Source organism: Rhodococcus sp. PSi06 (assembly GCF_054960675.1).
This window is the reverse complement of record NZ_JBHNYO010000001.1, coordinates 188017-214228: the sequence shown is the minus strand read 5'-3', so window position 1 is coordinate 214228 and position 26212 is coordinate 188017. Positions and strand designations below refer to the sequence as shown.

Genomic DNA, 26212 nt, shown 5'->3' with positions numbered 1-26212 from the left:
TTCCACGAGTCTCCAACGTCGAGCTGTTGATCCGTAAGGGCACAAGGTCCCGATGAGCCGGGGGCTGTCGGCAGTACGAGGACTCAGCGCACCACCAGGATCGGACCGCCCGACGCGTGCACCAGCGACTGGCCGATCGACCCGGTGAAGGGACCCGTCCACGGACCGTGCCCGCGGCTGCCCAGCACAAGGAGGTGTGCAGTAGCCGATGCGAGTCGAAGCTCGTGCTCTGCCGAAGCGTCGAGCAGATGCAGGTGCACGTTGACTGTGGGATGCACGGACGTAGCGGCGTCGATGCGTCCGCCCAGCCACTCGAGCGCTCGGATCTGCTCCAACTCGGTATCCTTCGCGGCGGACCGATGGTGAGGCGAACCGACGTGCAACGCGGTGAGCGGGACCTCGAGTGCATCGGCGAACCAGAAGGCCGCCTCGATCGCTCGGGTGCAGGAGTCCGAAAGGTCCACGCCGACGACAACCGGAGAATTCGGCGTGACATCTGGTTGCTGCGGGCGCCGTACCAGAACCGGGCACGCCGATTCGGCAACGATACGAGTTGCGTTGCGGCCGAACAGTACATCTCGGAGCGGGCCCGATTCGTGACCGCCGATGACGAGTAGATCAGCAGTGTGCGACAGTGCGCCGAGTGCCGACGCAATCGGGTCGTCGGTGAGAATCGAATCGATCGTGATGCGGGGATCGAGGCAGAAGAGCTCACTGCGAGCCGATCGAAGAAGGCGTCGACCATGCAGTCGCACCGACGACCGGGTCGATCCCCGTGGTGTCAGGGCATGTACGAGGCGAATTCGTGCCCCGGTCACCGACGCCAGTCCCGCAGCCCAGGACAGTGCGTCGCGAGACTTCTGGGTGCCATCGAGCGCGACGACGATGTCACCCCAGTTCTTCTTCGCCCAGAATCCGGGAGCGACCGGGGTTTGTACGGGCAGCTGTCGCGGCTCGGTGCTCACCATGATCGTCCCGCCCTCGGTGGCAGGGTGCGGCGTATCTCGGCGGCGACGGCCTCCAGGTCGTCATCGATTGCACGCTCGGCTCGTAGGCGGTCGAGCTCTACCCGTGCACGATTGGACGTCAGCGGAATGAGGTGGCCACGAACGCGAGCGGTTGCATCCAGCCGGTCGTAGGTGGCGCGGACTGCATCCTCGACGGTCGCGCGCGTCAGATCGGGAAACCTCGCGGTGAGCATCGTGGCGATGGATGTCAGTTCGTCGTTCAGCAGCGGGGTGGTCGGTCCTGCGTCGGTGATGGTCATATAACTCTCTCGGTGGTGGTTGTCGGTTTGGTGTTGTCGAAGGCTCCTGCGACAACTCCCGCAGTCCAGCCGGGGGCGGCACCGTGCAGCGGTGGGTGGATCGACGCAGCATCGATTCCGCTGCGCATCAGTACCCAGGCCACGACGGAGTTGGAGTTCCACATCTCGCCTGTTCGACGTTCGTCTCGGCCCCAGATCAGCTCGGGCACCGCACCGACTGCGGCGAGTGCGCGTCGGCACGATGGTTCGTCGGTGACCAGGCGACGCGGGCTGTCCACGGCCTCGTCGACGTCAGCGATCGTGCCGTTCATCCAGCAGTGCACCTCGTAGCGACCGATCGCGTATCGCTTGGCGAACCGCACCCCGACGGGCCCCTCGACGACGACGCCACGGTCGACCGACGGCACATTCCACACGGGAGTCATCTCGACCACATAGCGGTTCGGCGGCAGATGAACCACCAGCGCGGAGTGATAGAGCTCCTGGGCTGTGCGGCGTTCGATCAACGCACTCGCCCCTTCGAATATGCGGCCGTTCCATTTGACCGAGCGTCCGCCAGCGCCGAGTGGTAGCCAGAACAGGTCGAGACCGACCGTCTCGTTTCGATCGTCCCAGTGCGCTGGGGTCGATGGTGTCTGCACGGATACCTCGCGATCGTGGACGGGAAGAGTTCCTCCCTCGAGCGTGCCCGGAGCGGACTGCGCGATGTAGGGCCTTTTGTCGGCAACCCTGTTACCGAAGGCCCCTCTGTCCTCCCGTGCGGCCTCGTAGCGTCGTCCACGCTGCCCGATGACCCCACCGCACGAGTTGTACCGACCGAAGGGCCCGTCATGGGAATCAACAGAGTTTTCGCACTGGTCATCGGATGTGTGGTGTCACTCGTCGCCTTCGCTGTGATCGGCGTCGGCGTACTTCTGTTCTTCGGTTACGTCGCGCAGGACGACGAGGGGCGAATCAGTTTGCCGACTGCACCACTGACGACGGCCTCGAGGGCGCTCGTGTCCGAGGACGTCTCCCTTGTCGATTCGATCGACCCGCAGGTGTCGGACCGGGTGACGGTCTCGGCCCAAGTCACGTCGTCCGATCCCACTCGCGAGGTGTTGATCGGGATCGCGCCCACGGCTGATGTCCGCGACTACCTTCGCGGTGTGGCGCACACCGTGGTCACCGATGTCGAGTTCGCTCCCTTCCGGGCTCGATACGACACCGTCCCCGGTAACGGCACCGCCGCTTCACCGCTGGATCAGCCATGGTGGTCGGCCCGCTCGACCGGCACTGGCACAACACAACTGGAGTGGAAGCCGCAGGGTGGCTCGTGGACGTTGGTCGTCATGAATGCCGACGGTAGCGCCGGCGTCGACGTGGACGTGAGCGCAGGCGTTCGAGTGCAATCACTCGGACCGGTGGCGGCATCCGTACTTGCAGCGTCGGCGATACTTCTGGCGCTCGGCGTCGGATCCATCGTGTTCGGCGCGGCTGGGCTCGGCAAAAGGGCTGCACCCGAGAGAGTCTCGGAATCGGAGCCGCTCGACGAACCTCACGCCGTGATCAGTGCGACCCTGCAGTCTCGATATCCGGTAGTGCTTACCGGCACACGTCCCAAGTCGCTGTCGCGAGGACTGTGGATCGTCAAATGGCTTCTGGCCGTGCCACATTACATCGTCCTGTTGTTCCTCGCGGCAGGATTTGTCGTCACGACATTCGTTGCCGGCGTGGCGATCCTGTTCACCGGAAAGTATCCGCGCGGGCTGTTCCACTTCAATGTCGGCGTTCTCCGCTGGGTGTGGCGTGTGCAGTTCTACTCGTACTCGGCGCTGGGGACCGACCGCTACCCGCCGTTCACGCTGCATCGCACGGACTATCCCGCCGACCTGACGGTGGAGTATCCCGAAAGGCTTTCGCGTGGAAAAGTGTTGGTGAAGTGGTGGCTGCTGGCGATACCGCATTACCTCGTGCTCTCCCTGCTGGCCGGCGGCTGGTATGCCGGCTTCCGCTTGGCCGGTAGCGGGGACGCGGGCCCCACTGGTCAGCCGTATCTGTTCGGCTCCGTCCTCGGTGTGCTCGTCCTCATCGCCGGAATCACGCTGCTGTTCACCGGTCGCTATCCGCGAGGCCTGTTCGACCTGGTGCTCGGCATCAACCGGTGGGTGTTTCGCGTCGCGGCCTATGCGGCCCTGATGACCGACGAATACCCACCGTTCCGGCTCGACATGGGGCCGGACGATATCGAGGTCAGCGCAGAAACGCCGCGTCGATGACGACGTACCCGGCCACGGCGAACACCAGGTAGGCGAACAGGCGTTGCAGGCGTGCGGTATCGACCCGAGTTCCGAAGTGCGCGCACGCGGAAGAGTCGACGAGCTGGGATGGCTGTGGACGCCATGGCTTCGGTGTGCACAGCAGGGACCTTGTGCCCTAGTTCACGCATCGCGCCGCGACCAAACTGAACAGATGATGCCTACGACTCGAGTGCTCACCGTGCAGAATCGCCGATGGCCGTGGCTGGGGGCTGTCTGTGGAGGCGTGTCGATCAATGCATTCGGTGGTGCGATCGGGTTCGCCTCGGGTGCAATCGATCTGAGTCCCGACCTGCAATCCGGTTTGCCCGTGACGCTCACAGCACTTTCACTGGTACTGGTCGTCGGCATCCCTATGGGGCTTGCTGCGGCATCTGCCTTCGCAGGCGGCGGACGGTCGGGTCCCATGGCCCACATAGCCGGAGTGCTCCTCGTGGCCTGGATTGTCGTGCAACCGGCCGTGACCGGCGAGACGAGTTGGCTGCATGGATCGTTCGGGATGCTGGGGCTCGTCATCGCTCTCCGCGGATGGCGGATAACAGTTGCCGCGGGCAAGTCCGCACATCTCGTGTCGAACGACGCATGAGAATACTGATCTGCACCGCGGGTCGGCATGGAGCGACCCACACCCTGGGCAAGGAAATGGCTCGAGTCTTCGAACACGATGGCGTCGACGTCGATATACGTGTACCGGAAACCGTGATCCGGGTGGACGGCTACGACGCGCTGGTCATCGGCAGCGCCGTCTACTCCGATCGCTGGGTTCCGGCTGCGAAGGCTCTGGTCGACCGAGTATCGAGGTCGGCGCATCCGCCCGTGTGGCTGTTTTCCTGTGGACCGCTGCATTCGAGCGACAGGCCGGTCAACGTCACCTCCGATGCCGCGCACGCAGTAGCGGTGTTGCAAGCCACTGCGCACCGAACGTTTCCCGGAAAGCTCGATCCTGAACGGCTTTCGGTGGGGGAACGTCAGATATTCGTCGACTCCGGCGCGGATGCGGGAGATTTTCGTGACTGGGTACTCGTGTGCAACTGGGCACGAGAGATCCTTGCCTGTCTCACGGCTGGGAAACCGGGCTCGTGACCTTCTGGGACGTGGCTGCACCGGCACGCTGGGATGATGGGCAGACGTGTTCGTGTATCTCCGCCGCCAACCGAGCCACCGATTCGGTCAAGACGGTATTGGTCTCGATCATGTCCTGGAGGAGGGCCGTGTTCGAAAGTGTGTGTACGGCAACCTCACTGCTCACCGAATCTGCGCGTTTCGCCGAGATCAACAGAATCGCTCCCTGGAGTCCCGCGATCATCGACAGGAACAGGTTGAGCAAGATGAAGGGGTACGGGTCGAATCCGTCGTTCTGGTTGTATGCGGCCCACAGCGCCATCACGCCCAGAAACAGGAAGACGAAGGGCCAGGAGCCCATTCCGTTTCGGACGTAATCCGCCGCTCGCTCGCCGGTGGTCAATGCATCACCGGTTCGGACGCCCGGGTGTCTTCTCCACAGGTTCATCGCTCGCAGGTCTTCGATCGGGAGTGTGCAGCAGTATCCATGCTGCCGAGTGTCGTCCAGGTCGTCGACGAGCACCAGGGACGAAAGCCCCTGCTTTCAGACCTTTCGACTCCCGACCCGCCGGTTCGGGATACGTCCCGAACCGGCGGTGACTTCCGGCCCTACATGCCGATCGCGGGAGCGCCGACCATCGACAGTGTGCATTGCTCGATGGTCGAGAACGGCATTGGTTTCGATAGTTGGAGGAAATCCACGATGAAAGCTGCTGTTGTCACCGAGTTCGGCGGACCCCTGGTCGTCAAGGACATCCCGATTCCGGAACCTGCGCCCGAGCAGGTGTTGGTGAAGATGGAGACGTGCGGGGTCTGTCACACCGATATCCATGCTGCGCAGGGGGATTGGCCGGCGAAGCCGACCCTGCCGTTCGTTCCCGGACATGAAGGCGTCGGGGTGATAGAGGCGGTCGGGTCGCAGGTGTCGAAAGATCGAATCGGTGAGCGAGTCGCGATCGCGTGGCTCGGTTCGGCGTGCGGTGAATGCGATCACTGCGTATCGGGGTGGGAAACTTTGTGCGAGAAGCAGCAGAACAGCGGCTACTCCGTCGACGGGGCATACGCCGAATACGCTGTGGCCCATGCGAAGTATGTCGTCCGCGTTCCGGACAGCATCTCCTCGTTCGATGCGGCTCCACTGACTTGCGCCGGCGTCACCACCTACAAGGCAGTCAAGGTCGGTGGAGTTGCACCGGCTCAGAGGGTGGCCATTTTCGGCGTCGGCGGGCTCGGTCACATGGCAGTGCAGTACGCCAAGATCGCGGGCGGATTCGTCACCGCTGTCGACATCGAGGACGAAAAGCTCGAACTCGCACGTGAACTCGGTGCAGACCACACCGTCAACTCGGCGACCACCGATCCGGTGGAGGCCATCCAGGCTCTCGGCGGTGCCGACGTCGCCATCGTGCTGGCAGTCATCCCCAGCGTCTTCGATCAGGCCTTCCGGTCACTGCGTCGCGGAGGTCGGTTGGTGTGCGTGTCGATGCCTGCTCACGGCGTGTTCCCGGTCCCGATCTTCGAGACGGTGGTCGGCGGAATCTCGGTACTCGGCTCGATCGTCGGCACCAGGAAGGATCTTCGTGAGGTGTTCGCCCTGCACGAGGCCGGGCGTACTACGGTATCTGCAGTATCGCGCAAGTTGGACGAGGTGAACGAGTGCTTCGACGACCTCATGGGTGGCCGTGTCACTGCTCGCCAGGTATTCGAGTTCTGAGGCCGGGCGCTCGGATCACCGGTGGATGTTCCTGTTCGGTTCAGTACGCCGTAGGGTTCGACTGGGCTGACGCGTGCTTCACCAACGCGAATGTCCACAACGAATCGAGCAGCGATGAATGCAGGGCACCCCGGTGATCCGGACCGGACGAACCCCGTCCCAGGTCAAACCGGCTCCGAGCAACCCGCGACCGACGAATTCGACGACGATTTCGCCGCCGCATTGGCAGGGCTCGGTCGGTTGGCCATGAGCACGATGTCGCTACCGGAAACCTTGTCGCACGTCGCAGAGTTCGCGGTGCGTGCCATTCCGGGAGCCGATGGAGCCGGGTTGACGCTGCTGCATCCCGGCCTGCCCGCCACCATCGTGGCCAGCGAAGACTTCGTTCGTGTCGTCGACGACATCCAGTACGGACTGGGCCAGGGCCCGTGCATCACCGCGGCGAAAGAGGGGATCACCGTGCGGTCGGGTTCTCTCGACGCCGATCCGCAGTGGCCCGAGTTCGGGCCGCGAGTGGGCGAGTTGGGTGTGCACAGCGTGTTGTCGCTACCGTTGATCACCAAGTCGGTGGTACTCGGCGCTATGAACGTCTACGCGCACAAACCGAATGCCTTCGACGACCGAGCGGCCGAGCTGGGTGAGCTCTTCGCGGTACCCGCGGCAATCTCGGCGCAGAATGCCCGTGCGCTGGACAGCGCGGTGCAGCTGACCGAGCAGCTCGAAAAGGCATTGGGCAGTAGAGCGGTGATCGATCAGGCCATCGGGATACTGATCAGCAGAACCGGGTGCAGTGACGCCGAGGGGTACGACAAGCTTCGAGATATCAGTCAGACCGAGCACAAGAAAATCGCTGTGGTGGCACAATCCATGGTCGCCGAAGCAATGAGGGCAGCACGCGTGCGACGCCGACGCACATAGACCGCACGAAAGCGCGTAGCGTCTACTATGCGGGTGCGTTCGAGGCATCGAGTCCGACTTTGGCCTCGCACCTGCACCGGACGATGGAGATCCATCGTGGCAGGATTTACGGAAGAATCGAACAGGCGGTCGGGCCGCACGGGATTCTCGATGAAATTGCAGCCTCGTCTGCTCGCCGATCTGGCGCGATTGACCACAGCACTCGACAGCTCCACCGTCGACCTCGCAGAATTGGTGGACCGGCTGTCCGCGGATATCGACGCGGCCGTATCGGCCGTGGTCTCGATAACCCTCACAGTGATCGTCGACGGCGAGTACTTCGAGGTGTCGGCGTCGACGGGAAACAGGGCCGACCACGAGCCGGCCTCGTCGCTTCAACTCACTCTCTCCGACCCGTGGAGCGCCGGTACCGAGAAGTATCTGCTCATTCTGTCCGGCACGGCAGGCGCTCTCGTGGATTTCGCCGCCGACGTGAGCTTCTCGCTCGGGCTTGGCGGCGACTCCGCAGTTCTCGATCGACACCTGCGCGCCGCAGACGAAGGGAGGTCCGCCCACGCTCTCGCGGCCGTGAGCGAAGTGAATCAGGCGATCGGTGTGCTCATCGCGGGTGGGCGCAGCGCGGCCGAAGGCCGTGCCGAACTGCACCGGTTGGCCGCCCAATCAGGAACGCCGACAGCCGAAGTGGCCCGGCGGACCCTGCGCGACGCGCGAGGATGGTTTCCTCCGCAGGGATCCTGACCGGAACCGTCGGGGGTGGAACTCAGCGGAATCGATGCTCGATGACGCTGCGCGGCAACTGCAGTGGGCTGGGGTACGCCACGAGAACCCTGTTCCCGTCCGGGTCGCAGCCATCGACATAGCTGACCCCGTCGGATGTGTGAATGTACGTGGCCGGGTAGTGCGTGCGCAGCCGAGACCCGATCTCGTTGAGTGACTCCGCGCGTTGCGCCGACCACATGATCTCGCTGACTCCGAGAGCGTTCACCGGTTTAGGCACCGACATGGGATCCGCATGCAAATAGATCTGAAAGCCGTTCCGAGCCAGCAACAGTGCTGCGTCCGCTTCTCGGATGGAGACAGTGAACTCGAATACCGAGCAGTAGAAGTCGATCGACCTGTCGAGTTCGCGCACCCTGATCAGCGCCGAGGCCACGGCCACCGTCGCGATGTGCGACGGTACGAGCCCGGCGGCCCCGCTAGTGATGATCCCTCGAATGAACGACGAGCACTGGGCAGTGGGCATGTTCGGCACATTGCGAGCTGACAGAACCGAGAAGCAGGCCCACGAAGCCGCCGTGGCCTCGGCTTCCGACAACGAGCATTTCGGCGTCATGGCTGGCGTCGACCAGGACCTTTGCCGCGGAACCCTGTCTCACAACCTGTTTCAGGCCTGAGGGCAGGTCGGTCCCGAACGCGGCAGCCGTAGCATCGGCGAGAATCGTCTCAGCGTTCTTCGCGGGCTCGACCTCGACGACATAACCGGTGTCCATGTACGGCTGGTACTGCCAGACAGTGACTGCCTCCAACGTGGTCGACAAGGCGGTGGCCAACTGCTGAGCGCGTTGCAGGGCAAGGATCGAGGAGGGCGATCCATCGACCCCCACCACAATGGCGCGGCTGGTCGAGTTCGTGTCAATCATGAACCCTCACTTGTCCTCGGTGTCGAATTCTGTCGAGATGCCGCAGAGGCCCGGGGTACCAAAGGTGTGAGCTGAGAGGAAATGACTACCGCCCATGCCAGGACCTCTGCTCGTGATCTGCTGTCGCCATCGGATGCCTTGATCAGCCGAACGACCGCGCGCTCGAAGCGTGACAACCTCGAGGTGTCCAGTTTGCCTCCGAACACTCGATGCTCGATCGCCCAGGCGGCCTTCGTCTCTTCCGGCTGAGTGGTGGTCGGAGTGCTGCCGTCCACCGGGCCGCTCGAGAAGAGCCACACAGGAATCTCTTCCAGTTCGGCCTGTTCCCTGGCAATCAGCGAACGTGCGTCTCGAAGCCATCTGCCCATGTAGACGCCGCTGCCGATGATCGCAGCGTCGTACTCGGCAATGCTGTCAACGTCGCGGGCATCACGCACGTCCACTGTCGTCGTGCTGTCGTCGGTGGACATTTCGCTCAGAATCGATGCGCCCAGCCACTGCCCGATCTCTCGGGTGGCACCGTGGCGGCTTGCTGTTGCGATCAGGATTCGCATGTTGACGTCCTGTCAGTGTTGGTTCGGTTCGGTTGAATCGCAATGCAAGACCATCGATCTGGGTCAGGTACTGCGCTCGATCCATGTCTCCGCGTGCATATCGCGCGGCGAACAGCTCTTCCAACGTGTTGGGTCCGGCACTGTCGAGCGAAGGAACGAGACTCATGCCGGGGTCCTTGTCGTGGAGGGAGACTGCTCGATGATCACTCTGCGCTGCGGGACCGCCACCGAGTAGGGACTTAGGACCCACAGGAACGGCCGAAGGTGATCGACATGCTGGGTCGAACGGGAGGACTCATGGAACCGGATCCGTCACGCTCCAAGGGGCCTCTATTTCGAGTACCTCCTACCCTGTCCTGTCATCTGCAGCGTCGATAACGTTCGAACGGGCAGAGCATGTTGCCTGTCCACCAGAACGATCGGATCACCATGATGCACAGCCCGAGCACCACGATCGCCCCTTTCGTAAACGGGGACCGTTCGTTGCCGTCGGATTTGGACCGACGTCTGATTCTGACCGTGCCCGGTCCAGGGACACCTTCGGTCGGCGAGGTCGACGGTGGATGGCGTTCGTACAGCGACGATCTCGAGTACGAACTTCCGGAGCTCGTTGCCGCTCTGACTCGGCTCCTCGGCCCGATCGACAGAGTGCTGTATGGGTTGGACGAATGGCAGCACGCGCCCAGGCGCGTCATGGTCGGTACGAGAAGCGTCCGGTTGGACGGGTACCGCTCGCAGCCGGCCCACACTCTCGGTGTGCGGAGCCTCGGTGGAGTCAGGTTGGCGCTGCTGGTGATACCCAAGCAACTGAGTGAGCCTGCCGCACAGATTGTTCTGCGGTGCGCGGGGGAGCACGGGAACGCGGAATCCGTACAGCAACTACTCGGTCTGACGCTGACGGACGTTCCTCCGTTCACCGATCCCGTCGTCGCCGCCCAACGGTGGGACTCGGATGGCGGCGCGGCGTGGACCCCGAACGCACTCAACTCCACTTCGTAGAAAAGGACCTTCGGCAGCCGGTGCGGGGGCATCCGACCGTGTCTCGGGGGCAGCCGCAACACACACACTGGTGGCGTGCGCAGAGTTGACCGTCCGGCGCACCCGGCTACGAGGAGCTTTTGACCATGGACCTGCTGCACATCACTCGCGTAGTTATCGTCACGGCAGCGAGTAGCTGACATGCGCATAGTCATTGCTGTCGGTGCAAACGCGTTGCTGCACAGCGACGAGTGCGCCGACTCCACCGAACAACTCGCGCATGTCCGTTCTGCGGCAATCGCTCTCGCACCCATCGTTCGCGAACACGAGGTCGTCATCTGTCTCGGCAACGGACCTCACTTGGTGCCACTCGCACGGGACAGCAGCTCGCACGCGGAATCGGTGCGGCCCTACCCGCTGGATGCAGTCGGTGCGCAGCGCCAGGGCATGATCGGTTACTGGCTCTCGCAGGCATTGCGCAACGCGGGGATCGTGAAACCGATCGTCAACCTGACCACGCAGGTACTCGTCGACCCGGACGATGTGGCGTTCTCCGATCCGACCACGTTCGTCGGGGCCGTCTACACCGAGTCCGAGGCTCGCGCCGCGGTGGACGAGCACGGTTGGTCCATCGCACCCGACGCCGCAGGGTGGCGTCGAACAGTACCGTCGCCCAGGCCGATTCGCGTGATCGAGCAGGAATCGATCACGCGCTTGGTCCAGGCCGGCTCCGTCGTGATCGGTGGCGGCGGAGGCGGTGCCCCTGTCGTCGAGGCAGCGAGTGGACAACTCAGCGGGGTCGACGCGGTCATCGACAAGGACCTGACCGCGACGCTGATCGCCCTCGATTGCGGTGCCGATCGCCTGCTGATTCTCACCGACGTGCCCGCTGTCGTCGACCACTTCGGAACCGCGCAGGCCGAGCCGCTGGGTGACGTCTATGTCGACGAACTCGACCCCGCGGCCTTCGCGGCCGGGTCGATGTGCTCGAAAGTGAAGGCGTGCAGCACGTTCGCCTGGGCGACCGGGCACTTGGCATCCATCGGTGCGCTCGACGATGCGCAGAACGTGCTCGACGGGGTCTCGGGCACCACGGTTCTCGATCGTCGAGCCGACGACATCGAAGCCGGACGGCGGGCAGTATTTAGCCAGGGGAAACGCCGATGACCGTCCTGGTCCCGACCGGCGACGGCCGCAACCTCGAAGTGCTCGATACCGGCCCCGTGGACGCCTTTCCTCTCGTCTATCACCACGGCACCCCGCAGGGCGCGGTTCCCTTCCCGACCCTCGAACACGCCGCTGCAGCGCAGGGATTGCGGGTCATCTCCTACTCGCGGCCGGGGTACGGAGCGTCGACGCCGCGCCTGGACGGTGCGACCACAGCCCAGGTTGCCGACGATGCCGCCGACACCGCAACGGTGTTGGACCACTTCGGGATCGGTGAGTTCCTCACCATCGGGTGGTCGGGCGGCGGACCGCGGGCATTGGCCTGTGCGGCATTGTTGCCCGGACGCTGCCTGGCTGCCGCGTGCTGCGTCGGGATCGCACCTGCCGCCGACTACGACGGCGACATCCGCGACGGAATGGCCGAGGAGAACATCGACGAATACACGGCCGTCTTCGCCGGCACCTCGGCACTGGAGTCGTTTCTCGATGTCCGAAAGGGCTTCTTCGGTGTCACCCCGGATCAGGTGGCGGCAGGATTGGGAGCATTGGCTCCGCCGGTCGACCGCGCTGCGCTGACCGACGAACTGACCGAATATCTCGCCGCGTCGGTCAACGCGGCCGGCCGTCAAGGCATCGTGGGCTGGCGCGACGACGACCTGACCCACACGCGCCCCTGGGGGTTCGACCTGAGTGCCGTATCGACACCGGTGTCAATATGGCAGGGCAGCCTGGACACGATGGTGCCGTTCGCCCACGCTCGATGGCTCGCCGCGAACGTCGCGGGAGCCCGAGCCCACCTGATCGAGGGAGAGGGACACATCTCCCTGATGAGTCGGGTGCCTGCCATTCTGGAGGACCTACGGTGTCTGGGTGGGGTGTTGCCGACAAGCTAGACGCGTTGTGCCGTCGCAGCATTCGCTGCGATCGTGCGCAGCATCTTTCGGCTCATGACGAATCCGATGGGCTCGACGAAGTAGCGGCCGAAGGCCAGACGACTTTTCAGTGTTGCAGCATGCGAATATCTTCCGCGCTCGATCAATCGAGTTCGACCGCCTGGCAGAGCGCGCAGATGGAACGACCAGAGCGCCCGGTCGGCAGAGTCAGGGTCTGCACCCAACAGCACGAAAGCGGTGCCGTCGTCGACCAGGGCGACAGTCAGAGCTGGTGATCGGGGATGCAGGACTACGGTGTCACCGACCGTAAGTGTCTGGAATCGAGGGTCGATTCCTGTCGCCGACGTGATGTTGCAGCCGACCATGTTCTCCAGTCCGCGGTAGCTGTAGAAGCCTGACCTCTGCTGTCCGAGCTGAATCAACCATGGCCACACGCGTTCCGGCGTCGCGTCGACCTCGATCGCATGGGTGTACTGCCAGGCCGGGTGCGGCACGCGCTCGTCGCCGGGCAGTGTTTCGTCGACCTCGGCCGGCGTCGCACCCCACGTAGTTCGCCATCGGCGCAGGGGGATCGAGGCCAGGACGTGGAACTTGATGAGGCCTGCGCCACCGGCAGATTCGGCGAATTCGTTCATTCCGACTCTTCGCCCTGCTCGCTCAGGCTGGTGTCTCCCCAAGTTGCACGCGCGCCCGAATCGCCGATTCGGTACACCTGCACCATCGTTCCCACTCCGACCACCAGAGCCAGCACCGCAACCGCGATGACTACGGGTTTGCTCGTCAAGGGATGGGTGCGTTCGCGAAGGTGCACCACGACGAGTGCGATGGCGACGACGGCCAGTGCCGCGGCGAAGTAGATCATGGTGTCGCCCAGCTCGGTGTGCGTTTCCAGGGCACCGGTCTCGTCGTCACGTTCCTCGAGCCATTCACCGGCATCGGTGGTGATCGGGGTTGCGATCAGGGTGATGGCTGCGAACGCGAGGATCAACCACACCAATCGACGCCGGACGGCAGGCAGAAACGCAGCCAGGATCGCCAGCAATGCCGTCAACGGGGCAAGGACGACGATGAGATGGACGAGTAGGATGTGTGCTGGCAGTCCGGCGAATGTTGTCATGAGAACCTCTGTGTGAGTTCGTAACTCGGATGGTGGGTCGTGAATCGTCGGTCGCCGTCAGGCATCGCGTCGGCGGAGGAGATACGCCGCGAGTGCGAGCAACAGCACCGTCCACAGTGCTGCGACTCCGAAACCCTGCCAGGGAGTGAGCAAGTCGCCGGGGGCTTGCTGGGGTGAAGCGATCAGGCTGCCTGCCTGTGAGGGCAGGTACGCCGCAATGTGTCGGCCGACGGTGCCGGGGATCAGCTGGGTCAGGGGAGCGAGTACCAGGACGAATCCGATCACGCCGGTGATCGCTCCCGCGGTGTGTCGGACGATGGCACCGACGGCGATCGCCATGGCGCCGAGCAGCGCGAGGTACAAGCCGGCACCGATCACCGCTCGCAACACACCGGGATCGCCCAGCGACACCGAAGCGCGTGAATCCATGATGGCCGAACCGAGAAAGAACGTGGGGAATGCCGTGATCTCACCGATGACGAACACCACCGCCATGAACACGCCGGTCTTGGCTGCCAACATAGGTATCCGCGAGGGGACTGCGAGCAGGCTGGCCCTGATCGTGCCGCTCGCGTATTCGCTGGTGACCACCAGGACCCCGAGGACGCAGACCGCAAGCTGGCCGAGCTGGAATCCCGCACCGAGGATCTGACGTGCAGGGTCGCTGACGATCTGAAGCTGCGATACCGGATCGACGTTGTCCCAGTAAGCGACCGTGAACCAGGTGAAGAATCCGGTGAAGCCCACCGTGACGATCACCAAGGCGGCCAGGGACCAGATCGTCGAACGTAGTGAGATCAGCTTCGTCCATTCCGAGGTCACCAGTCCGACAACGTCGGCGCGGCGATGTTCTCGCTCGCGGGGTGGCGATGCGATGGGCGGTGAGGTGATACTCATGGGTTCGCCTGTCCGCGAGAGTGGGTGACGAGCTGTCGGTCGTGCTCGACATCGTCGAGGTGGGTGAGGGTCATGAATGCTTCTTCCAGCGACGCCTCCTGCGGCGTCAGCTGATAGATCGCAATGTGTTGCTGTTGGGCGAGTTCTCCGACCCGATGCGCCGACAGATCATGGACGGTGAGCCCATCGTGGCCCAGGATGTCGGTAGTACCTCCATCCGCCTCGATCACTGCGGCGAGACTCGTCGGATCGGACGACGACACCAGCACCGATGCTCGACTGCTGCGAGCGATCAGCTCCGCGGGAGTACATTCTGCGATGAGCTTGCCGTGATCGATGACGACGAGATGGTCTGCAGTCTGCGCCATCTCACCCATCAGATGACTGGATACGAAGACCGTTCGCCCCTCTCCTGCCAGGTTCTTCATGAGGTTGCGCATCCAGTAGATGCCGTCCGGATCCAACCCGTTGATCGGCTCGTCCAGGATCAGCACTGCAGGGTCGCCGAGTAGTGCTGCGGCAATCCCGAGTCGCTTCCTCATGCCCAGTGAAAACGATCCGGTGCGTTCGCCGCTGACATCGCGCAGGCCGACCAGTTCCAGAACCTCGATGATGCGCTTGGACGGAAGTCGTTGCGTCTGAGAAAGATACAGTAAATGGTTGTACGCCGACCGCCCCGGGTGGACGGCCTCGGAGTCGAGCAGGGTTCCCACGGTGAGCAGAGGTTTGCTCAACTGGGAATACTCGACGCCGCCGATCAGTGCGGTGCCTGCACTGGGGCGATCCAATCCCACGATCAACCGCATCGTGGTGGACTTGCCCGATCCGTTCGGTCCGAGAAAGCCGGTGACCGTGCCGGGTTCGACGACGAACGACAAGTCGTCGATGACGAGTTTCTCGCCATAACTCTTTCTCAGCCCGCGTACTTCGATCGGATAAGGCATGTTCATGTCCTCGGGGTGTCGAGTGGTCAGTGCGGAATCAGGCCGTGGGCATGCGCTCGTCGATGCGGTGGACCTCGATGCTGCAGTCGTCGACCACCGCAGCGATCGCGGCCACGGCGACGAGCACGGGTGCGACGAGAGCGACGGCAACGCCTGCAGTCACCGGTATCTCGATGATGGTGTGGCCGTGGTCGTTCTTCACTACGATCCGCCGAATGTTGCCGTCGTGTAGCAACTTCTTGACCGTCTCGGTCAATTTCGCGCCACGAACCTGAAGGGTGTCGATCGCGGGAGTGGTTCGAGTGTCGTCTTCACTGGATTCGTTCATGCCAACAGCCTGCTGGCCGGCGCGCCGTCCGCGTAGGGCCTTTGGATACCTACTCGGCGGCAAACGCAGGCGAGTCGGTACAGATCAGGGAGTTCGCACCAGTGTGGTGGCATCGCGACGCATTGTTGTGGGGTATTCCGTTGTAGACGTGCCTATTCGCACCATCATCTGGATCGTCTGACCTGCTGGCGCGTACTTGTCGTGAATCGCCTCGTACGGTTCGGCCATGTCGGGGTATTCCTGGAGCACCTGGCTCAGCGGTTGCATCACCAATCCGAGTGTTCGCGCTCGCAGCGACATGTCGGCATAGAGCATTCCCGCCTGCACCTGCTCGGAGCGTGAATTCGATGCCGTACTCACCAGTGCGTACGCGGGAGTGTGACTCACGGCGTCGTCGGTCGTCGAGATCGCACTTTTTGCGGTTGCCGCGTCGTCGTTGATCGACGGAACGATCGTGATGAGCCCTTGCAGCAGGTATTTCATGAAGCCGCTAGTTCCCTGACCTTCCACCGCGAATCCGGAGCGGGCATCGTTCTTCGAGCCTTCGTTGGGATGGAACAAGGCTGAGCTTTCGTCGGTCGCTGCGGCGTAGCGGCTTTCGATGAGGGTGCCGGCGACTGCGAAGTCGGCCAGCGTCGCCTTGTTCTGTGCATCGGTGAACATCTGGATGGTCGCGCCGGATTCGGGTGCTAAGCCCGCCAACTCCTCGAGCTGGGCAGATGTCAACGGGGTGTCCTGATACGGGGCGCGATTGGTGTCGGAGAGAAACAACGACCCGGCGTCGTCGGTCGAAGCCGATGAATCCTCGATGAGGGTCACTCGCGCAACCGGTAGGTCTTTCATCGACTGCATGAGGTCGGCTTCGTCGTACGGACCGGCCGGGAACAGCTCCACGGCGGCTTTCGATCCCATGTCCGCTGCTGCTGTCGTCAAGTACCGAAGGAACGCTCCCTGCGAGACCATCGTCTGGCGAGCCAGCGGGTCCACCGCGGGAGTGAGGCGAGTGCCGTCGACGTACAGGTACAGCACCTGCGGGTCGGACGGATCGAGGGTGACGGTCCACGGCTGGGTGTTGTGGCTACTGGGGGCCAGTTCTGCGCGAGCCACGACCTTCATTCGTGGGTCGTCGAACCGATCGGAGTAGGCCGACGACCACGGATCCAGATAGTGGGCGGGAGCGAATATTCCACCGGCCGTGAGAATGACAGCGAGCGCGAGAATTGCCACTCCTGCAATGGATCCCATTGTGATCGAGACAAATTTCTTCACGAGTGTTCCTTGGTTGCCGTCGATCGGTTGCGGGCAGCATCGGGAACCACGGTCACCGAACACGATGCGCGAGCAATGACCGTTCGGCTGGTGGAGCCGAGCATCATTCCCGGGAAACCTCCGCGCCCGTGACTGCCGATCACGAGAAGCTGCGCGCCCTGTGCATGATCGAGGAGTGCCCGTACCGGCCGGTCCTTGACCACTGCCGTTCGTACCGACACCATCGGATAGCGACGTGTGTGCGGCTCGAGCATCCGGGCGAGCTGATCTGCCGCGGCTGGCCGATTGGCCGGCCATTCCAGCCCCCGTATCGGAACCCCGACCGTCAGATCCGCGTCGGACCAGCTGTGCACCGCCGTGAGCGGTGCCGATCGAACGTCGGCTTCCTCGAAGGCCAGCTCCAGCGCCGCAGCGCTCGCCTTCGTGCCGTCCACCCCGACGACCACCGAGTGAGGGGCGTGATGAAGGCCGTCTCCCGGCCAACCGCGGACGACCGTGACCGGGCATCGAGCATGAGTGGTGACGGCGAAACCGATCGACCCGAGCGATCGTTGCTCGGTGCCGCCGAGGCCCCTGGTGGCGATCACCACCATGCGAGAAGTCGCGGAGAGTTCGAGCAGCGTGGCAACCGCCGAGTTCTCGGACGAGACGGTGTCGACGCAGACCGTCGCGCTCTCGAGGGCCGCGAGCTCTGCGGCCTCGTCCAGAATTCTTCTGATCTCCGATCTCGATTGCTCCACAACGGGTTCGGGCAGACTGCCGACCCCCGTCAGGGCCTTCGGCAGCGAAATCGCCGAGACCAGAAGCACATCGGACAGGTGTAGCCGTGCGTCATGAACTGCCCAGCGCACGGCATCCAAGGATGCAGCTGATCCGTCGACTCCGACGACGGTCGGTAGTGAACCCATCGAGTGACCTCCTCGGTCGTGGTGTCGGATCCTTCATCAGACGCCTCGCACAGCATCGGGCGCGGCAGGACAACAACACCGACACAAAGGACTTTGGTCTCCCATTTCGGTGACGAAAGGTCAGGTTGGCCGTACCCGCGACCCGTAGGCTCGGAAGTCGAGGCGTCCATTGTGGACGCAGTTGAGAGGTGCCGCCGTGGTCACGGTGTTCTTGGTAGACGATCACGAGATCGTGCGACGCGGTCTGATCGACCTGATCGACTCCGATCCCGATCTCGAAGTCATCGGTGAGGCGGGCAGCTGTGCACAGGCGCTCGCTCGTATCCCGGCCCTGCAACCCGATGTTGCGGTGCTCGACGTGCGACTGCCCGACGGCAACGGCATCGAACTGTGCCGCGAACTTCTCGATCGTCTGCCGAACCTCAAGACCATGATGCTGACCTCGTTCACCGAGGACCAAGCCATGCTCGACGCGATACTCGCGGGCGCGAGTGGCTATGTCGTCAAGGACATCACCGGCATGGAACTGACCCGAGCGATCAAGGACGTCGGTTCCGGTCGGTCGCTGCTCGACAATCGCGCGGCAGCGGCGTTGATGGACAAACTGCGGTCCGGAACGGCGACCCCCGGACCGATCGACCACTTGACCAGCCAGGAGCGCACCTTGCTGGATCTGCTGGGTGAGGGCCTGACAAACCGGCAGATTGCTGCCCGGATGTTCTTGGCAGAGAAGACGGTGAAGAACTACGTGTCCCGGCTGCTCGCCAAGCTCGGGATGGAGCGGCGCACCCAAGCTGCGGTATACGCGTCGAAACTCGCCGATACCGCTCCGGCGACGGGGCAACCGGGGTCGCGGGATGGATGATCGTCACGGCGACTCAGGATCGTCGCTCCCGCACCTGCGACTCGGTGAGCTGCTCGCCGAGGTTCAGGACCGGATAGGCCAGATCGCCGATGCCAGAGTCCAAGCCGACGGTCTGCTCGACGCGATGCTCGTCATCACCTCCGGCCTCGATCTGGAGGTGACATTGCGATCGATCGTGGAATCGGCCGTCGAGCTCGTCGACGCAAGGTACGGTGCCCTCGGCGTACGGGGCGCCGGTCATGGGTTGAGCGCATTCATCAACCACGGCATGGACGAGGACACCCGCATCGCAATCGGCCCGCTCCCCACCGGCCGCGGGGTTCTCGGTCTACTGATCGACCAGCCGAAAGTGCTTCGCCTCGAGGACCTCTCGGCGCACCCGGAGTCGGTGGGGTTCCCGGCGAACCATCCACCGATGAAAACGTTTCTGGGTGTGCCGATTCGGGTTCGCGACGAGATATTCGGCAACCTTTACCTCACCGAGAAGAAGAACGGTAAGCAGTTCACCGAGGACGACGAGGTCGTCACGAAGGCGCTGGCGTCCGCCGCCGGTATCGCCATCGAAAATTCTCGATTGTACGAGGACTCACGTGTACGTCAGGCCTGGATGGAGGCAACTCGAGACATCGGCACCGAGCTCCTCGCCGGGACGGATATCGACGAGGTACTGCAGATGGTGTCTCGTAAGGCGTTGCACCTGACCGGTTCCGATGCGGCGTTCATCGCGGTTCCCGAGGACACCGACCAGTCGTTCGAGGATGTCACAGAATTGGTCGTCACGGTCAGCGAAGGACTCGGATCCGACCGAATGATCGGAGGAGTCATTCCGATCGAGGGCTCGAGCTCGGGTTCGGCTTTTCGACGTCGAACGGCATTGCGAAAGGAGCGACTCGAGTACGGGGCGAAGGGATTGGACTCCGCCTTCGGGCCCGCGTTGATTTCACCTTTCCGCGTCGCCGAGGGCGTCAGTGGCGTCCTCGTGATGCTCCGCACAGAGGGGCGGGGGCCGTTCGACGACTCCCAACTGGAATTGGTCTCGAACTTCGCGAACCAGGCCGCGTTGGTGATGCAGATCGCCGATACCAGCCGCCGGATGCACGAACTCGAGGTGCTCTCCGACCGAGACCGCATCGCGCGCGACCTACACGACCACGTCATCCAGCGAATCTTCGCTGCAGGCCTGGCTTTGCAGAGCACGTTGCAGCGCACCGAATCCGAGGACATCAGGCAGCGTTTGACGAGAACGATCGACGACCTGCAAGACACGGTGCAGGACATCCGGACGACGATCTTCGACCTGCAGAGCACATCCCACTCGGCAACACGGTTGCGTCAACGCATCAACGCGGCGGTACTCGAACTGACCGAGAACGTCCCCATCCGCGCCGTGGTGCGGATGTTCGGACCACTGTCGGTCGTCGACACCAAGCTCGCCGATCATGCGGTTGCCGTCGTCCGTGAGACGGTCAGCAACGTTGTTCATCACGCGCAGGGCGACACGGTGACCGTCACTCTGTCGGTCGGCAACGACCTGCAGATCGTCGTGTCGGACAATGGGATCGGTATGCCCGAGGACACCACCGCCAGTGGGCTGTCCAATCTCGGTGCCCGTGCAGTCGAATGCGGCGGGTCGATGATCATCGGACCAGGCTCCTCCGGAAGCGGCACGGACGTGACGTGGTCGGTACCGCTGCCCTGACAGGTGCAGTCGTTCGTCACCTGTTTCGGTGACCTCCGGCCGCTGCGTCGAGTGGGTCCGCGCTCGTAGCGTTCTCGATGAAGGTGCAGAACCTACGTCGCACCACCGAGAGGAACCCGATGAACATCGCACACACCACCGGACCCGTTGTGGTCGGAATCGACGGATCGACGGCTGCACTCGATGCAGTCCGCTTCGCAGTCCGCGAGGCGCGCGGGCGTGGAACGTCGCTGCGACTGGTGCACGTGATCGAACCCCACCTGCAGCGCGAAACGGTGTACGGGGCGCCCGACGTTGACGGTGATTACGCGCGCACCGTTTTGGATCAGGCCGCGATCATGGCGAAGACCAGTGACCCAACCATCATTGTGGAAGCCATTGTTCTGCAGGGAAGCCCGGAAACGGTGATGTTGTCCGAAGCCGCGTCTGCTTGCCTGACGGTGTTGGGTACGACTACCGAGAACTTTCTTGCTGCATGGGTTCTCGGATCCATGGTGCACACTGTGGTCGAATGCTCGCCGAACCCCGTGGTGATCGTGCGTACCTTCGACGCCGAGCGCGGAGGCGCAGTCGTCGCCGCGCTGGGAGACGTCAAGGTATCGGCCTCGGATATCGTTGTGGCGCAAGCATTCCACGAAGCATCGATGCGCGGGGCCAGCGTTTTGGCCGTGCACACCCAGACGGTCTCGACCATTCTGGCCAGCGCCATCAGTGGTCCGGTCGACCATCTGCACCCCGAATCGGCGATGGACGTCCGGTTGGAACCCTTCGGTGCGGACTACCCGTCGGTACGAGTGGCGTCGGTCTACGCCGAGGCAGATTCGGGATCGGAATTGGTCGCGGTGTCCGATACCGCGCAGTTACTGGTGGTGGGACACGAACGCGACCGCGTACCGGGAAGCACGTTGACGACGGTCCTGCGGCATGCCAAGTGCCCTGTCCTCGTTGTCCCGCACGCATGAGTACCCGTAGTTCGTCTCCGGTCGTCGTCGGTGTCGACGGCTCCAGTTCGTCGCTCGACGCGGTCGGCTGGGCTGCACGTGCGGCCGAATTGCGCGACATACCGTTGAAGCTGGTGTCCGCATATCAAGTCAAAGCGTTGTACACCAGTTTTGTTGCGCTCCCGTCCCATATCGGCTCCGAGGAGCATGCGGCCGCAGAGTCGATTCTGACGTCGGCGTCGTTGGTGGCGAGGCGATCGGTCGAGAATCCGAACGCACTGACGATCACGACCGAATCGATTGTCGGACCGACCATTCAGTCCATGCTCGACGAGTCTTCGGATGCTTCGATGATGGTCGTCGGCTCGCGCGGCAATGGCGACTATTTCGCCGAGCTGCTCGGCTCGGTGAGCACGGCGTTAGCCGTGCAGGCGCAGTGCCCGGTGGCCATCGTGCCCGGAAGCGTCGAGGTGCATTCGTCGCGCGGACCGGTCGTCCTCGGAGTCGACGTGTCGGCGCACAACCAGAGGGCCGTCCGCTTGGCCTTCGAGGAAGCCTCGCTTCGGGGTACCGGACTGGTGGCCGTGCACGTGTCGACGGACGAACTGATCTCGTCGCCCGACGCGTCCGCCGCGGACAGGGCTGACGCGATCGTCTCCAACGGCCGAACCGTGCTGGCCGAGAGCCTGTCCGGCTGGATCCATCAGTATCCCGACGTGGCGGTGGAACGAACAGTTCTGCGCGGCAACGTCGTCGAGAAGATCCTCGAGGTGTCGTTGCGCGCCCAGGCTGTCGTCGTCGGATCGAGTGGACGCAATGGCTTCAGCGGTATGCTGCTCGGGTCCACCGTCCGGTCACTGGCCCACCGCGTCGACTGTCCGTTGATCGTCGCTCGCGGATAGCTACCCATCGGTCACGACCACCGCCACTGCCGAATCTCGGGGAGATCCTCGAAATGTTCTCGTATGTAGGCGTCGTGTCGGGTCAGTTGGTCCTCGCAGAACTGCCGAAGCTGCTGCTCGTCCTCCGGCTTGTTCGACGCTCGTTCGAGAGCTTCGAGGGCCAGGTGGTACCGACTGATCTTGTTGAGCACGACCATGTCGAACGGTGTTGTGGTGGTGCCTTGTTCGATGAAGCCGCGAACGTGGAAGCGCTGGGCGTTCGGGCGGCCGTGCAACAGCTGGTGCACGGCCCGCGGGTAGCCGTGAAACGCGAAGACGACATCGACCGCGTCGGTGAACAGATCGACGAACTGCTCGTCGGAGAACCCGTGCGGATGATCGACGACGGGCAGCAGTGCCATGAGGTCGATGACGTTGACCACGCGAACCCGTAGCCCGGGTGTCCACGTACGCAGCAGGTCTGCGGCCGCGAGGGTTTCCTCGGTCGGCACGTCGCCGGCGCTCGCCAACACGATCTCGGGATCTGTTGGTGTATCGGCATCCTCGGTACCGGCCCAGTCCCACCGGGATGCGCCGGCTGCTGCATGTGCGCGAGCCTCTGTGAGCGTCAGATACTGGGGATGGCTCTGCTTGTCGACCACCAACACGTTGACGTGACCACGGCTGCGGAAGCAGTGGCCGGCGACGGCGAGCAGCGTATTCGAGTCCGGCGGGAGCCACACGCGCACCACCTCTGGGGCCAAGGGGATCACCGCGTCGATCAGGCCGGGCCCCTGGTGGCTGAAACCGTTGTGATCGTTGCGCCAGCATGTGCTGGTGAGCAACACGTTCAGTGACGCGACGGGCGCTCGCCAAGGGAGAGCGCACGCGTGCTGCAGCCACTTGGTGTGCTGGATCAGCATCGACACGCTCACCATGGCGAAGGCCTCGTAGCTGGCGAACAATCCGTGTCGACCCGACAGCAGGTACGCCTCGAGCCAGCCCTCGCACAGATGCTCGCTGAGGACCTCCATGACTCGGCCGTCGGGGGCCAGGTTGTCGTCGAATTCGGTGGTCGGCAGCTGCCAGCATCGGTCGGTCGCCTCGAACACGGCCTGAAGTCGGTTGCTGGCGGTTTCGTCGGGGCAGAACAGTCGAAAGTTGCCGCCGCCGTGAGGCTGCGCGTTGTCGAGATAGATGTCGCGCATCATCTCTCCGAGTACGGTGGTCGTCTCGTGCGAGGTGCGCCCCGGGGATTCGACGGTGAGTGCGTACTGCTCCAGATCGCGAATGATCAAGGGTTGCAGCAGGAGACCGCCGTTGGCATGCGGTGTGGCCCCGAGCCGTGCGTCTCCGGTGGGAGTGAGCTCGCGGATGGAGTGCATCGGGGCGCCATCCTCGTCGAACAGCGATCGCGGATCGTACGAGAGCAGCCACTCTTCGAGCTGCGCCAGATGCGCCGGGTTCTCACGTACGCCCGACAGCGGTACCTGATGGGCCCAGTGGGTTCCCTCGATCAGCTTGCCGTCGACCTCGTGTGGCCCGGTCCAACCCTTCGGGGTACGCAGCACGATCGCGGGCCACTCGATGCCGTGGTGTGGTTCACCGGCGCGGGTAGCATGCTGAATTCTCCGTATTTCGTCGTGAGCGTAGGTGAGCGCGAACTCCAACGCCGGGAACACCTCTCGTGGGTCGTCGCCCTCGACGAAGATCGGTGCCCATCCCTGACCACCGAGATAGTCGGCGATCGCCTGGTCGGTGCTGCGCCCGAGCACCGTCGGGCCGGAGATCTTCGCGTCGTTGAGATGCAGAATGGGCAACACCGCGCCGTCACGGATCGGATTGAGGAACGCCGGAATCTTCCAGGAACCCGACAGCGGACCGGTTTCGGCCTCACCGTCGCCGACGACACAGGCGACCACCAGATCGGGGTTGTCGAATGCGGCACCCGCGGCGTGGATCAGGGCATAACCCAGTTCGCCGCCCTCGTGGATGCTGCCGGGTGTCTGCACACTCACGTGGCTCGGAATGCCTCCAGGAGTGGAGAATTGGCGGCACAGGCGACGTACGCCGTCGTTGTCGAGTGAGATGTTCGGATAGATCTCGCTGTACGTGCCTTCGAGATAGGTGTTCGCGACCAGTGCCGGCCCGCCGTGGCCGGGGCCGGTCACATAGAGCCAGTCCGAACCGGTTCGGCAGATCAGGCGATTGACCAGGGTGTAGATCATCGACAGGCCCGGACTGGTGCCCCAATGCCCGAGTAGTCGGGGTTTTATGTGTTCCACCGTCAGTGGTTGCCGCAGCAACACGTTGTCCTGCAGATAGATCTGGGCGACCGTCAGGTAGTTCGCAGCAGCCCAGTAGCGCAGATCTGCGTCGAGTTCGTCGGAGCTGTAAGTGGTCTCGGTAGTGGACGCGGTCATCGGTTCGTGGGTACGACGACGACGGGAACATCGACCGAATGCAGCACTGCGCGTGAGGTCGATCCCAGCAGCATCGAGACGAAGCCGCCTCGGCCACGGCTACCGACCACGATCAGCTGCGCGTTCTCGGCGGCGCGGACCAGTTCGCGAACGGGTCTGTCCTGAACCACCACCCGTCGGACGGTGACGTCGGGGTAGTCCTCCGACCATCCGGCCAGGCTCTCGGCCAGCGATGTCTTCTCGGCGAGTTCCGAATCTGCCCACGGCCCATCCTCGTCTCGCGTCAGAACACTGCCGAGCTCGAGATCACTCCAAGCATGCACGGCAACGAGGTCGACGCCTCGCATCGACGCTTCTTGCAGAGCGAATCCGATGGCGGGCTGACTGTTGGACGTACAGTCCACTCCCACGACGACCGGACCGTCGCTGACGATGTTCGACTTGATCACTGCAACAGGGCATGTGGCGTGCGATACGACGGCGGTACTGACCGACCCGATCAGCCCGCCGGTGAACTCGCCGAGGCCCCGTGAACCGACGACGATCAAGGCGGGTGCGATATCGAAGTGCGTCAGATTGCGTGCAGCCGAGCCATGTTCGAGACGAGTGTCGAGAATCAAAGAATTGCCTGCCGCGGTTTTGTGCGCAACGTCGACCGCAGCGGTCAGTACTCGCTTGGCCTCGACGTCCGGATCTGCGAACGCGCCGATCCGCAGGCTGATGGCATCGCCGTAGGTTCCCGGCGCGAACAGTGACGATGTGACCAACTCGAGTGGGGCGTGGCGTCGTACGGCCTCGCGCGCTGCCCAGCGGACCGCGTCCAGTGACGTGGCAGATCCGTCGACTCCGACGACGACTCGGCTCGATGCATTCATGATGTGTTCCCGTCCATTGACTTCTCGTGTGCCGATACGCCTCGAGCATGGCCCGGATCTGTCCGTCGCAGACAGAGGCGGAAGTCCTTCGGTGCGGGGCCGAAGTCCCTGCTCACTACCCCTAGGGGGTATGTCTTGCTATCGTCGGTGACATGAAGTCAGCGATCCGACGCAGTCGCCCGGGCTTTGCCTCGGCGACCGGATTGCTGATCGTCCTGACGGTCCTCGGGGTGTTGCTGATGCATTCGGTGACACCGGTGATGTCACCCGGTAACCACCACACGGCCATGGCGTCGGTATCCCACCACGATGAACCCATCGAGGTGGCTGCAGCGAGGCCCGACTGCCCGTCCGCGCACCAGATGATGCATCCGTGCGCCGGAACGACGGTGTCGTGGCCGACTCTGTCGGTTCCTTCGACGAGTGTCGAGGTGGTCGACTCGTTCTTGTCGGAGGCGGGTATCGGCGGGCGGACCGACGCCATCTCGGAGCGTGCACCGCCGTGGACTCTGTGGGAGTTGGACAGATCGGTGACCTTGCGAGTGTGACAGGGAGCCCGGTGGAAGCACACCCAC

The 26212-nt window shown here is 63.6% G+C and carries 30 protein-coding genes and 1 pseudogene; 14 read left to right on the top strand and 17 right to left on the bottom strand.

The window, feature by feature from the left end:
* Positions 1 to 83: 83 nt before the first annotated feature.
* Genes ACFI9K_RS01050 through ACFI9K_RS01040 form a run of 3 tightly spaced genes read right to left on the bottom strand, consistent with a single transcriptional unit; the run spans position 84 to position 1908 of the window.
* The gene (locus ACFI9K_RS01050) at positions 84 to 968 is read right to left on the bottom strand and encodes a universal stress protein (RefSeq protein WP_462661808.1); all 885 of its coding nucleotides are present in this window, start codon (positions 966 to 968) and stop codon (positions 84 to 86) included.
* Positions 962 to 1267, bottom strand: a complete 306-nt coding sequence (locus ACFI9K_RS01045; RefSeq protein ID WP_462661807.1) for a three-helix bundle dimerization domain-containing protein — start codon at positions 1265 to 1267, stop codon at positions 962 to 964. The genes ACFI9K_RS01050 and ACFI9K_RS01045 overlap by 7 nt, the downstream gene beginning before the upstream one ends.
* Positions 1264 to 1908 carry a hypothetical protein gene (locus ACFI9K_RS01040; protein WP_462661806.1) on the bottom strand — a complete coding sequence of 215 codons (645 nt, stop codon included), beginning with the start codon at positions 1906 to 1908 and terminating at the stop codon, positions 1264 to 1266. Before ACFI9K_RS01040 ends, ACFI9K_RS01045 begins: the two co-directional genes overlap by 4 nt.
* Before the next feature lie 189 nt (positions 1909 to 2097).
* Between ACFI9K_RS01040 and ACFI9K_RS01035 the strand changes: the two genes are divergently transcribed.
* Positions 2098 to 3525, top strand: a complete 1428-nt coding sequence (locus ACFI9K_RS01035) for a DUF4389 domain-containing protein (RefSeq protein WP_462661805.1) — start codon at positions 2098 to 2100, stop codon at positions 3523 to 3525.
* Here ACFI9K_RS01035 and ACFI9K_RS01030 read toward each other — a convergent pair.
* A pseudogene (locus ACFI9K_RS01030) lies at positions 3500 to 3610 on the bottom strand (sulfite exporter TauE/SafE family protein); the annotation flags it as partial. The gene ACFI9K_RS01035 and the pseudogene ACFI9K_RS01030 sit on opposite strands and share 26 nt — an antisense overlap.
* Positions 3611 to 3718: 108 nt before the next feature.
* Here ACFI9K_RS01030 and ACFI9K_RS01025 point away from each other — a divergent pair.
* Positions 3719 to 4150 carry a hypothetical protein gene (locus ACFI9K_RS01025; RefSeq protein ID WP_462661804.1) on the top strand — a complete coding sequence of 144 codons (432 nt, stop codon included), beginning with the start codon at positions 3719 to 3721 and terminating at the stop codon, positions 4148 to 4150.
* Positions 4147 to 4647, top strand: a complete 501-nt coding sequence (locus ACFI9K_RS01020) for a flavodoxin domain-containing protein (protein WP_462661803.1) — start codon at positions 4147 to 4149, stop codon at positions 4645 to 4647. Before ACFI9K_RS01025 ends, ACFI9K_RS01020 begins: the two co-directional genes overlap by 4 nt.
* On the opposite strand, the gene ACFI9K_RS01015 is transcribed toward ACFI9K_RS01020, so the two are convergent.
* The gene (locus ACFI9K_RS01015) at positions 4622 to 5149 is read right to left on the bottom strand and encodes a DUF1003 domain-containing protein (RefSeq protein ID WP_462661802.1); all 528 of its coding nucleotides are present in this window, start codon (positions 5147 to 5149) and stop codon (positions 4622 to 4624) included. The genes ACFI9K_RS01020 and ACFI9K_RS01015 overlap by 26 nt on opposite strands.
* 180 nt (positions 5150 to 5329) lie before the next feature.
* On the opposite strand from ACFI9K_RS01015, the gene adhP reads away from it, so the two are divergent.
* The 3 genes from adhP (at position 5330) to ACFI9K_RS01000 (ending at position 7996) form a co-directional block, all read left to right on the top strand.
* A complete protein-coding gene (gene adhP / locus ACFI9K_RS01010; RefSeq protein WP_462661801.1) occupies positions 5330 to 6340 on the top strand; it encodes an alcohol dehydrogenase AdhP in 1011 nt (336 codons plus the stop codon).
* Between the two features lie 114 nt (positions 6341 to 6454).
* A complete protein-coding gene (locus ACFI9K_RS01005; protein ID WP_462661800.1) occupies positions 6455 to 7258 on the top strand; it encodes a GAF and ANTAR domain-containing protein in 804 nt (267 codons plus the stop codon).
* Positions 7259 to 7408: 150 nt separating this feature from the next.
* Positions 7409 to 7996: a hypothetical protein gene (locus tag ACFI9K_RS01000; protein ID WP_462661799.1), complete on the top strand. Its 588-nt coding sequence runs from the start codon at positions 7409 to 7411 to the stop codon at positions 7994 to 7996.
* A gap of 22 nt (positions 7997 to 8018) precedes the next feature.
* Here ACFI9K_RS01000 and ACFI9K_RS00995 read toward each other — a convergent pair whose 3' ends face one another.
* Genes ACFI9K_RS00995 through ACFI9K_RS00985 form a run of 3 tightly spaced genes read right to left on the bottom strand, consistent with a single transcriptional unit; the run spans position 8019 to position 9452 of the window.
* Positions 8019 to 8501, bottom strand: coding sequence for a VOC family protein (locus ACFI9K_RS00995; RefSeq protein ID WP_462661798.1), 483 nt, complete (start codon positions 8499 to 8501; stop codon positions 8019 to 8021).
* Positions 8455 to 8898 carry a universal stress protein gene (locus ACFI9K_RS00990; protein ID WP_462661797.1) on the bottom strand — a complete coding sequence of 148 codons (444 nt, stop codon included), beginning with the start codon at positions 8896 to 8898 and terminating at the stop codon, positions 8455 to 8457. The genes ACFI9K_RS00995 and ACFI9K_RS00990 overlap by 47 nt, the downstream gene beginning before the upstream one ends.
* Positions 8895 to 9452: a flavodoxin domain-containing protein gene (locus ACFI9K_RS00985; RefSeq protein ID WP_462661796.1), complete on the bottom strand. Its 558-nt coding sequence runs from the start codon at positions 9450 to 9452 to the stop codon at positions 8895 to 8897. The genes ACFI9K_RS00990 and ACFI9K_RS00985 overlap by 4 nt, the downstream gene beginning before the upstream one ends.
* A gap of 483 nt (positions 9453 to 9935) precedes the next feature.
* Between ACFI9K_RS00985 and ACFI9K_RS00980 the strand changes: the two genes are divergently transcribed.
* From ACFI9K_RS00980 to ACFI9K_RS00970, 3 genes are all read left to right on the top strand, one after another.
* The gene (locus tag ACFI9K_RS00980) at positions 9936 to 10451 is read left to right on the top strand and encodes a DUF5994 family protein (RefSeq protein ID WP_462661795.1); all 516 of its coding nucleotides are present in this window, start codon (positions 9936 to 9938) and stop codon (positions 10449 to 10451) included.
* 180 nt (positions 10452 to 10631) lie between these two features.
* Entirely contained in the window at positions 10632 to 11597 is a 966-nt protein-coding gene (locus ACFI9K_RS00975; RefSeq protein WP_462661794.1) for an amino acid kinase family protein, read from the top strand.
* Positions 11594 to 12490 (top strand): alpha/beta fold hydrolase, encoded by an 897-nt coding sequence (locus ACFI9K_RS00970; RefSeq protein ID WP_462661793.1) that lies wholly within the window; start codon positions 11594 to 11596, stop codon positions 12488 to 12490. Before ACFI9K_RS00975 ends, ACFI9K_RS00970 begins: the two co-directional genes overlap by 4 nt.
* Here ACFI9K_RS00970 and ACFI9K_RS00965 read toward each other — a convergent pair.
* From ACFI9K_RS00965 to ACFI9K_RS00935, 7 genes are all read right to left on the bottom strand, one after another.
* On the bottom strand, positions 12487 to 13125 hold the full coding sequence (locus ACFI9K_RS00965) for an SRPBCC family protein (RefSeq protein ID WP_462661792.1): 639 nt from the start codon (positions 13123 to 13125) through the stop codon (positions 12487 to 12489). The two genes, ACFI9K_RS00970 and ACFI9K_RS00965, sit on opposite strands and share 4 nt — an antisense overlap.
* Positions 13122 to 13607: a DUF2231 domain-containing protein gene (locus ACFI9K_RS00960; RefSeq protein WP_462661791.1), complete on the bottom strand. Its 486-nt coding sequence runs from the start codon at positions 13605 to 13607 to the stop codon at positions 13122 to 13124. The genes ACFI9K_RS00965 and ACFI9K_RS00960 overlap by 4 nt, the downstream gene beginning before the upstream one ends.
* A gap of 57 nt (positions 13608 to 13664) precedes the next feature.
* Positions 13665 to 14504, bottom strand: coding sequence for an ABC transporter permease subunit (locus ACFI9K_RS00955; RefSeq protein ID WP_462661790.1), 840 nt, complete (start codon positions 14502 to 14504; stop codon positions 13665 to 13667).
* A complete protein-coding gene (locus tag ACFI9K_RS00950) occupies positions 14501 to 15448 on the bottom strand; it encodes an ATP-binding cassette domain-containing protein (RefSeq protein ID WP_462661789.1) in 948 nt (315 codons plus the stop codon). The genes ACFI9K_RS00955 and ACFI9K_RS00950 overlap by 4 nt, the downstream gene beginning before the upstream one ends.
* Positions 15449 to 15485: 37 nt before the next feature.
* Positions 15486 to 15776, bottom strand: a complete 291-nt coding sequence (locus ACFI9K_RS00945) for a DUF4342 domain-containing protein (RefSeq protein WP_462661788.1) — start codon at positions 15774 to 15776, stop codon at positions 15486 to 15488.
* 84 nt (positions 15777 to 15860) lie between these two features.
* Positions 15861 to 17045, bottom strand: a complete 1185-nt coding sequence (locus tag ACFI9K_RS00940; protein WP_462661787.1) for an Acg family FMN-binding oxidoreductase — start codon at positions 17043 to 17045, stop codon at positions 15861 to 15863.
* Entirely contained in the window at positions 17042 to 17953 is a 912-nt protein-coding gene (locus ACFI9K_RS00935; RefSeq protein ID WP_462661786.1) for a universal stress protein, read from the bottom strand. Before ACFI9K_RS00935 ends, ACFI9K_RS00940 begins: the two co-directional genes overlap by 4 nt.
* Before the next feature lie 196 nt (positions 17954 to 18149).
* Here ACFI9K_RS00935 and ACFI9K_RS00930 point away from each other — a divergent pair, with 196 nt between their 5' ends.
* The 4 genes from ACFI9K_RS00930 (at position 18150) to ACFI9K_RS00915 (ending at position 22360) form a co-directional block, all read left to right on the top strand.
* Positions 18150 to 18818: a response regulator gene (locus ACFI9K_RS00930; RefSeq protein WP_462661785.1), complete on the top strand. Its 669-nt coding sequence runs from the start codon at positions 18150 to 18152 to the stop codon at positions 18816 to 18818.
* The gene (locus ACFI9K_RS00925) at positions 18811 to 20517 is read left to right on the top strand and encodes a sensor histidine kinase (protein WP_462661784.1); all 1707 of its coding nucleotides are present in this window, start codon (positions 18811 to 18813) and stop codon (positions 20515 to 20517) included. The genes ACFI9K_RS00930 and ACFI9K_RS00925 overlap by 8 nt, the downstream gene beginning before the upstream one ends.
* Before the next feature lie 119 nt (positions 20518 to 20636).
* Positions 20637 to 21479: a universal stress protein gene (locus ACFI9K_RS00920; protein ID WP_462661783.1), complete on the top strand. Its 843-nt coding sequence runs from the start codon at positions 20637 to 20639 to the stop codon at positions 21477 to 21479.
* Complete coding sequence (locus ACFI9K_RS00915; RefSeq protein WP_462661782.1) at positions 21476 to 22360, top strand: universal stress protein; 885 nt, start codon at positions 21476 to 21478, stop codon at positions 22358 to 22360. Before ACFI9K_RS00920 ends, ACFI9K_RS00915 begins: the two co-directional genes overlap by 4 nt.
* An 11-nt stretch (positions 22361 to 22371) precedes the next feature.
* Here ACFI9K_RS00915 and ACFI9K_RS00910 read toward each other — a convergent pair whose 3' ends face one another.
* Complete coding sequence (locus tag ACFI9K_RS00910; RefSeq protein ID WP_462661781.1) at positions 22372 to 24762, bottom strand: phosphoketolase family protein; 2391 nt, start codon at positions 24760 to 24762, stop codon at positions 22372 to 22374.
* Positions 24759 to 25637 carry a universal stress protein gene (locus tag ACFI9K_RS00905; RefSeq protein ID WP_462661780.1) on the bottom strand — a complete coding sequence of 293 codons (879 nt, stop codon included), beginning with the start codon at positions 25635 to 25637 and terminating at the stop codon, positions 24759 to 24761. The genes ACFI9K_RS00910 and ACFI9K_RS00905 overlap by 4 nt, the downstream gene beginning before the upstream one ends.
* Before the next feature lie 152 nt (positions 25638 to 25789).
* On the opposite strand from ACFI9K_RS00905, the gene ACFI9K_RS00900 reads away from it, so the two are divergent.
* A complete protein-coding gene (locus ACFI9K_RS00900) occupies positions 25790 to 26185 on the top strand; it encodes a DUF6153 family protein (protein ID WP_462661779.1) in 396 nt (131 codons plus the stop codon).
* The last annotated feature ends 27 nt before the right edge of the window (positions 26186 to 26212 follow it).

Bases quoted from the DNA above. Each gene is read 5' to 3' on its own strand.
- ACFI9K_RS01050 (WP_462661808.1), bottom strand. From the start codon at position 968: ATGGTGAGCACCGAGCCGCGACAGCTGCCCGTACAAACCCCGGTCGCT.
- ACFI9K_RS01045 (WP_462661807.1), bottom strand. From the start codon at position 1,267: ATGACCATCACCGACGCAGGACCGACCACCCCGCTGCTGAACGACGAA.
- ACFI9K_RS01035 (WP_462661805.1), top strand. From the start codon at position 2,098: ATGGGAATCAACAGAGTTTTCGCACTGGTCATCGGATGTGTGGTGTCA.
- ACFI9K_RS01025 (WP_462661804.1), top strand. From the start codon at position 3,719: ATGATGCCTACGACTCGAGTGCTCACCGTGCAGAATCGCCGATGGCCG.
- ACFI9K_RS01020 (WP_462661803.1), top strand. From the start codon at position 4,147: ATGAGAATACTGATCTGCACCGCGGGTCGGCATGGAGCGACCCACACC.
- adhP (WP_462661801.1), top strand. From the start codon at position 5,330: ATGAAAGCTGCTGTTGTCACCGAGTTCGGCGGACCCCTGGTCGTCAAG.
- ACFI9K_RS01005 (WP_462661800.1), top strand. From the start codon at position 6,455: ATGAATGCAGGGCACCCCGGTGATCCGGACCGGACGAACCCCGTCCCA.
- ACFI9K_RS01000 (WP_462661799.1), top strand. From the start codon at position 7,409: ATGAAATTGCAGCCTCGTCTGCTCGCCGATCTGGCGCGATTGACCACA.
- ACFI9K_RS00995 (WP_462661798.1), bottom strand. From the start codon at position 8,501: ATGCCCACTGCCCAGTGCTCGTCGTTCATTCGAGGGATCATCACTAGC.
- ACFI9K_RS00990 (WP_462661797.1), bottom strand. From the start codon at position 8,898: ATGATTGACACGAACTCGACCAGCCGCGCCATTGTGGTGGGGGTCGAT.
- ACFI9K_RS00985 (WP_462661796.1), bottom strand. From the start codon at position 9,452: ATGCGAATCCTGATCGCAACAGCAAGCCGCCACGGTGCCACCCGAGAG.
- ACFI9K_RS00975 (WP_462661794.1), top strand. From the start codon at position 10,632: ATGCGCATAGTCATTGCTGTCGGTGCAAACGCGTTGCTGCACAGCGAC.
- ACFI9K_RS00970 (WP_462661793.1), top strand. From the start codon at position 11,594: ATGACCGTCCTGGTCCCGACCGGCGACGGCCGCAACCTCGAAGTGCTC.
- ACFI9K_RS00965 (WP_462661792.1), bottom strand. From the start codon at position 13,125: ATGAACGAATTCGCCGAATCTGCCGGTGGCGCAGGCCTCATCAAGTTC.
- ACFI9K_RS00960 (WP_462661791.1), bottom strand. From the start codon at position 13,607: ATGACAACATTCGCCGGACTGCCAGCACACATCCTACTCGTCCATCTC.
- ACFI9K_RS00955 (WP_462661790.1), bottom strand. From the start codon at position 14,504: ATGAGTATCACCTCACCGCCCATCGCATCGCCACCCCGCGAGCGAGAA.
- ACFI9K_RS00950 (WP_462661789.1), bottom strand. From the start codon at position 15,448: ATGCCTTATCCGATCGAAGTACGCGGGCTGAGAAAGAGTTATGGCGAG.
- ACFI9K_RS00945 (WP_462661788.1), bottom strand. From the start codon at position 15,776: ATGAACGAATCCAGTGAAGACGACACTCGAACCACTCCCGCGATCGAC.
- ACFI9K_RS00935 (WP_462661786.1), bottom strand. From the start codon at position 17,953: ATGGGTTCACTACCGACCGTCGTCGGAGTCGACGGATCAGCTGCATCC.
- ACFI9K_RS00925 (WP_462661784.1), top strand. From the start codon at position 18,811: ATGGATGATCGTCACGGCGACTCAGGATCGTCGCTCCCGCACCTGCGA.
- ACFI9K_RS00920 (WP_462661783.1), top strand. From the start codon at position 20,637: ATGAACATCGCACACACCACCGGACCCGTTGTGGTCGGAATCGACGGA.
- ACFI9K_RS00915 (WP_462661782.1), top strand. From the start codon at position 21,476: ATGAGTACCCGTAGTTCGTCTCCGGTCGTCGTCGGTGTCGACGGCTCC.
- ACFI9K_RS00910 (WP_462661781.1), bottom strand. From the start codon at position 24,762: ATGACCGCGTCCACTACCGAGACCACTTACAGCTCCGACGAACTCGAC.
- ACFI9K_RS00905 (WP_462661780.1), bottom strand. From the start codon at position 25,637: ATGAATGCATCGAGCCGAGTCGTCGTCGGAGTCGACGGATCTGCCACG.
- ACFI9K_RS00900 (WP_462661779.1), top strand. From the start codon at position 25,790: ATGAAGTCAGCGATCCGACGCAGTCGCCCGGGCTTTGCCTCGGCGACC.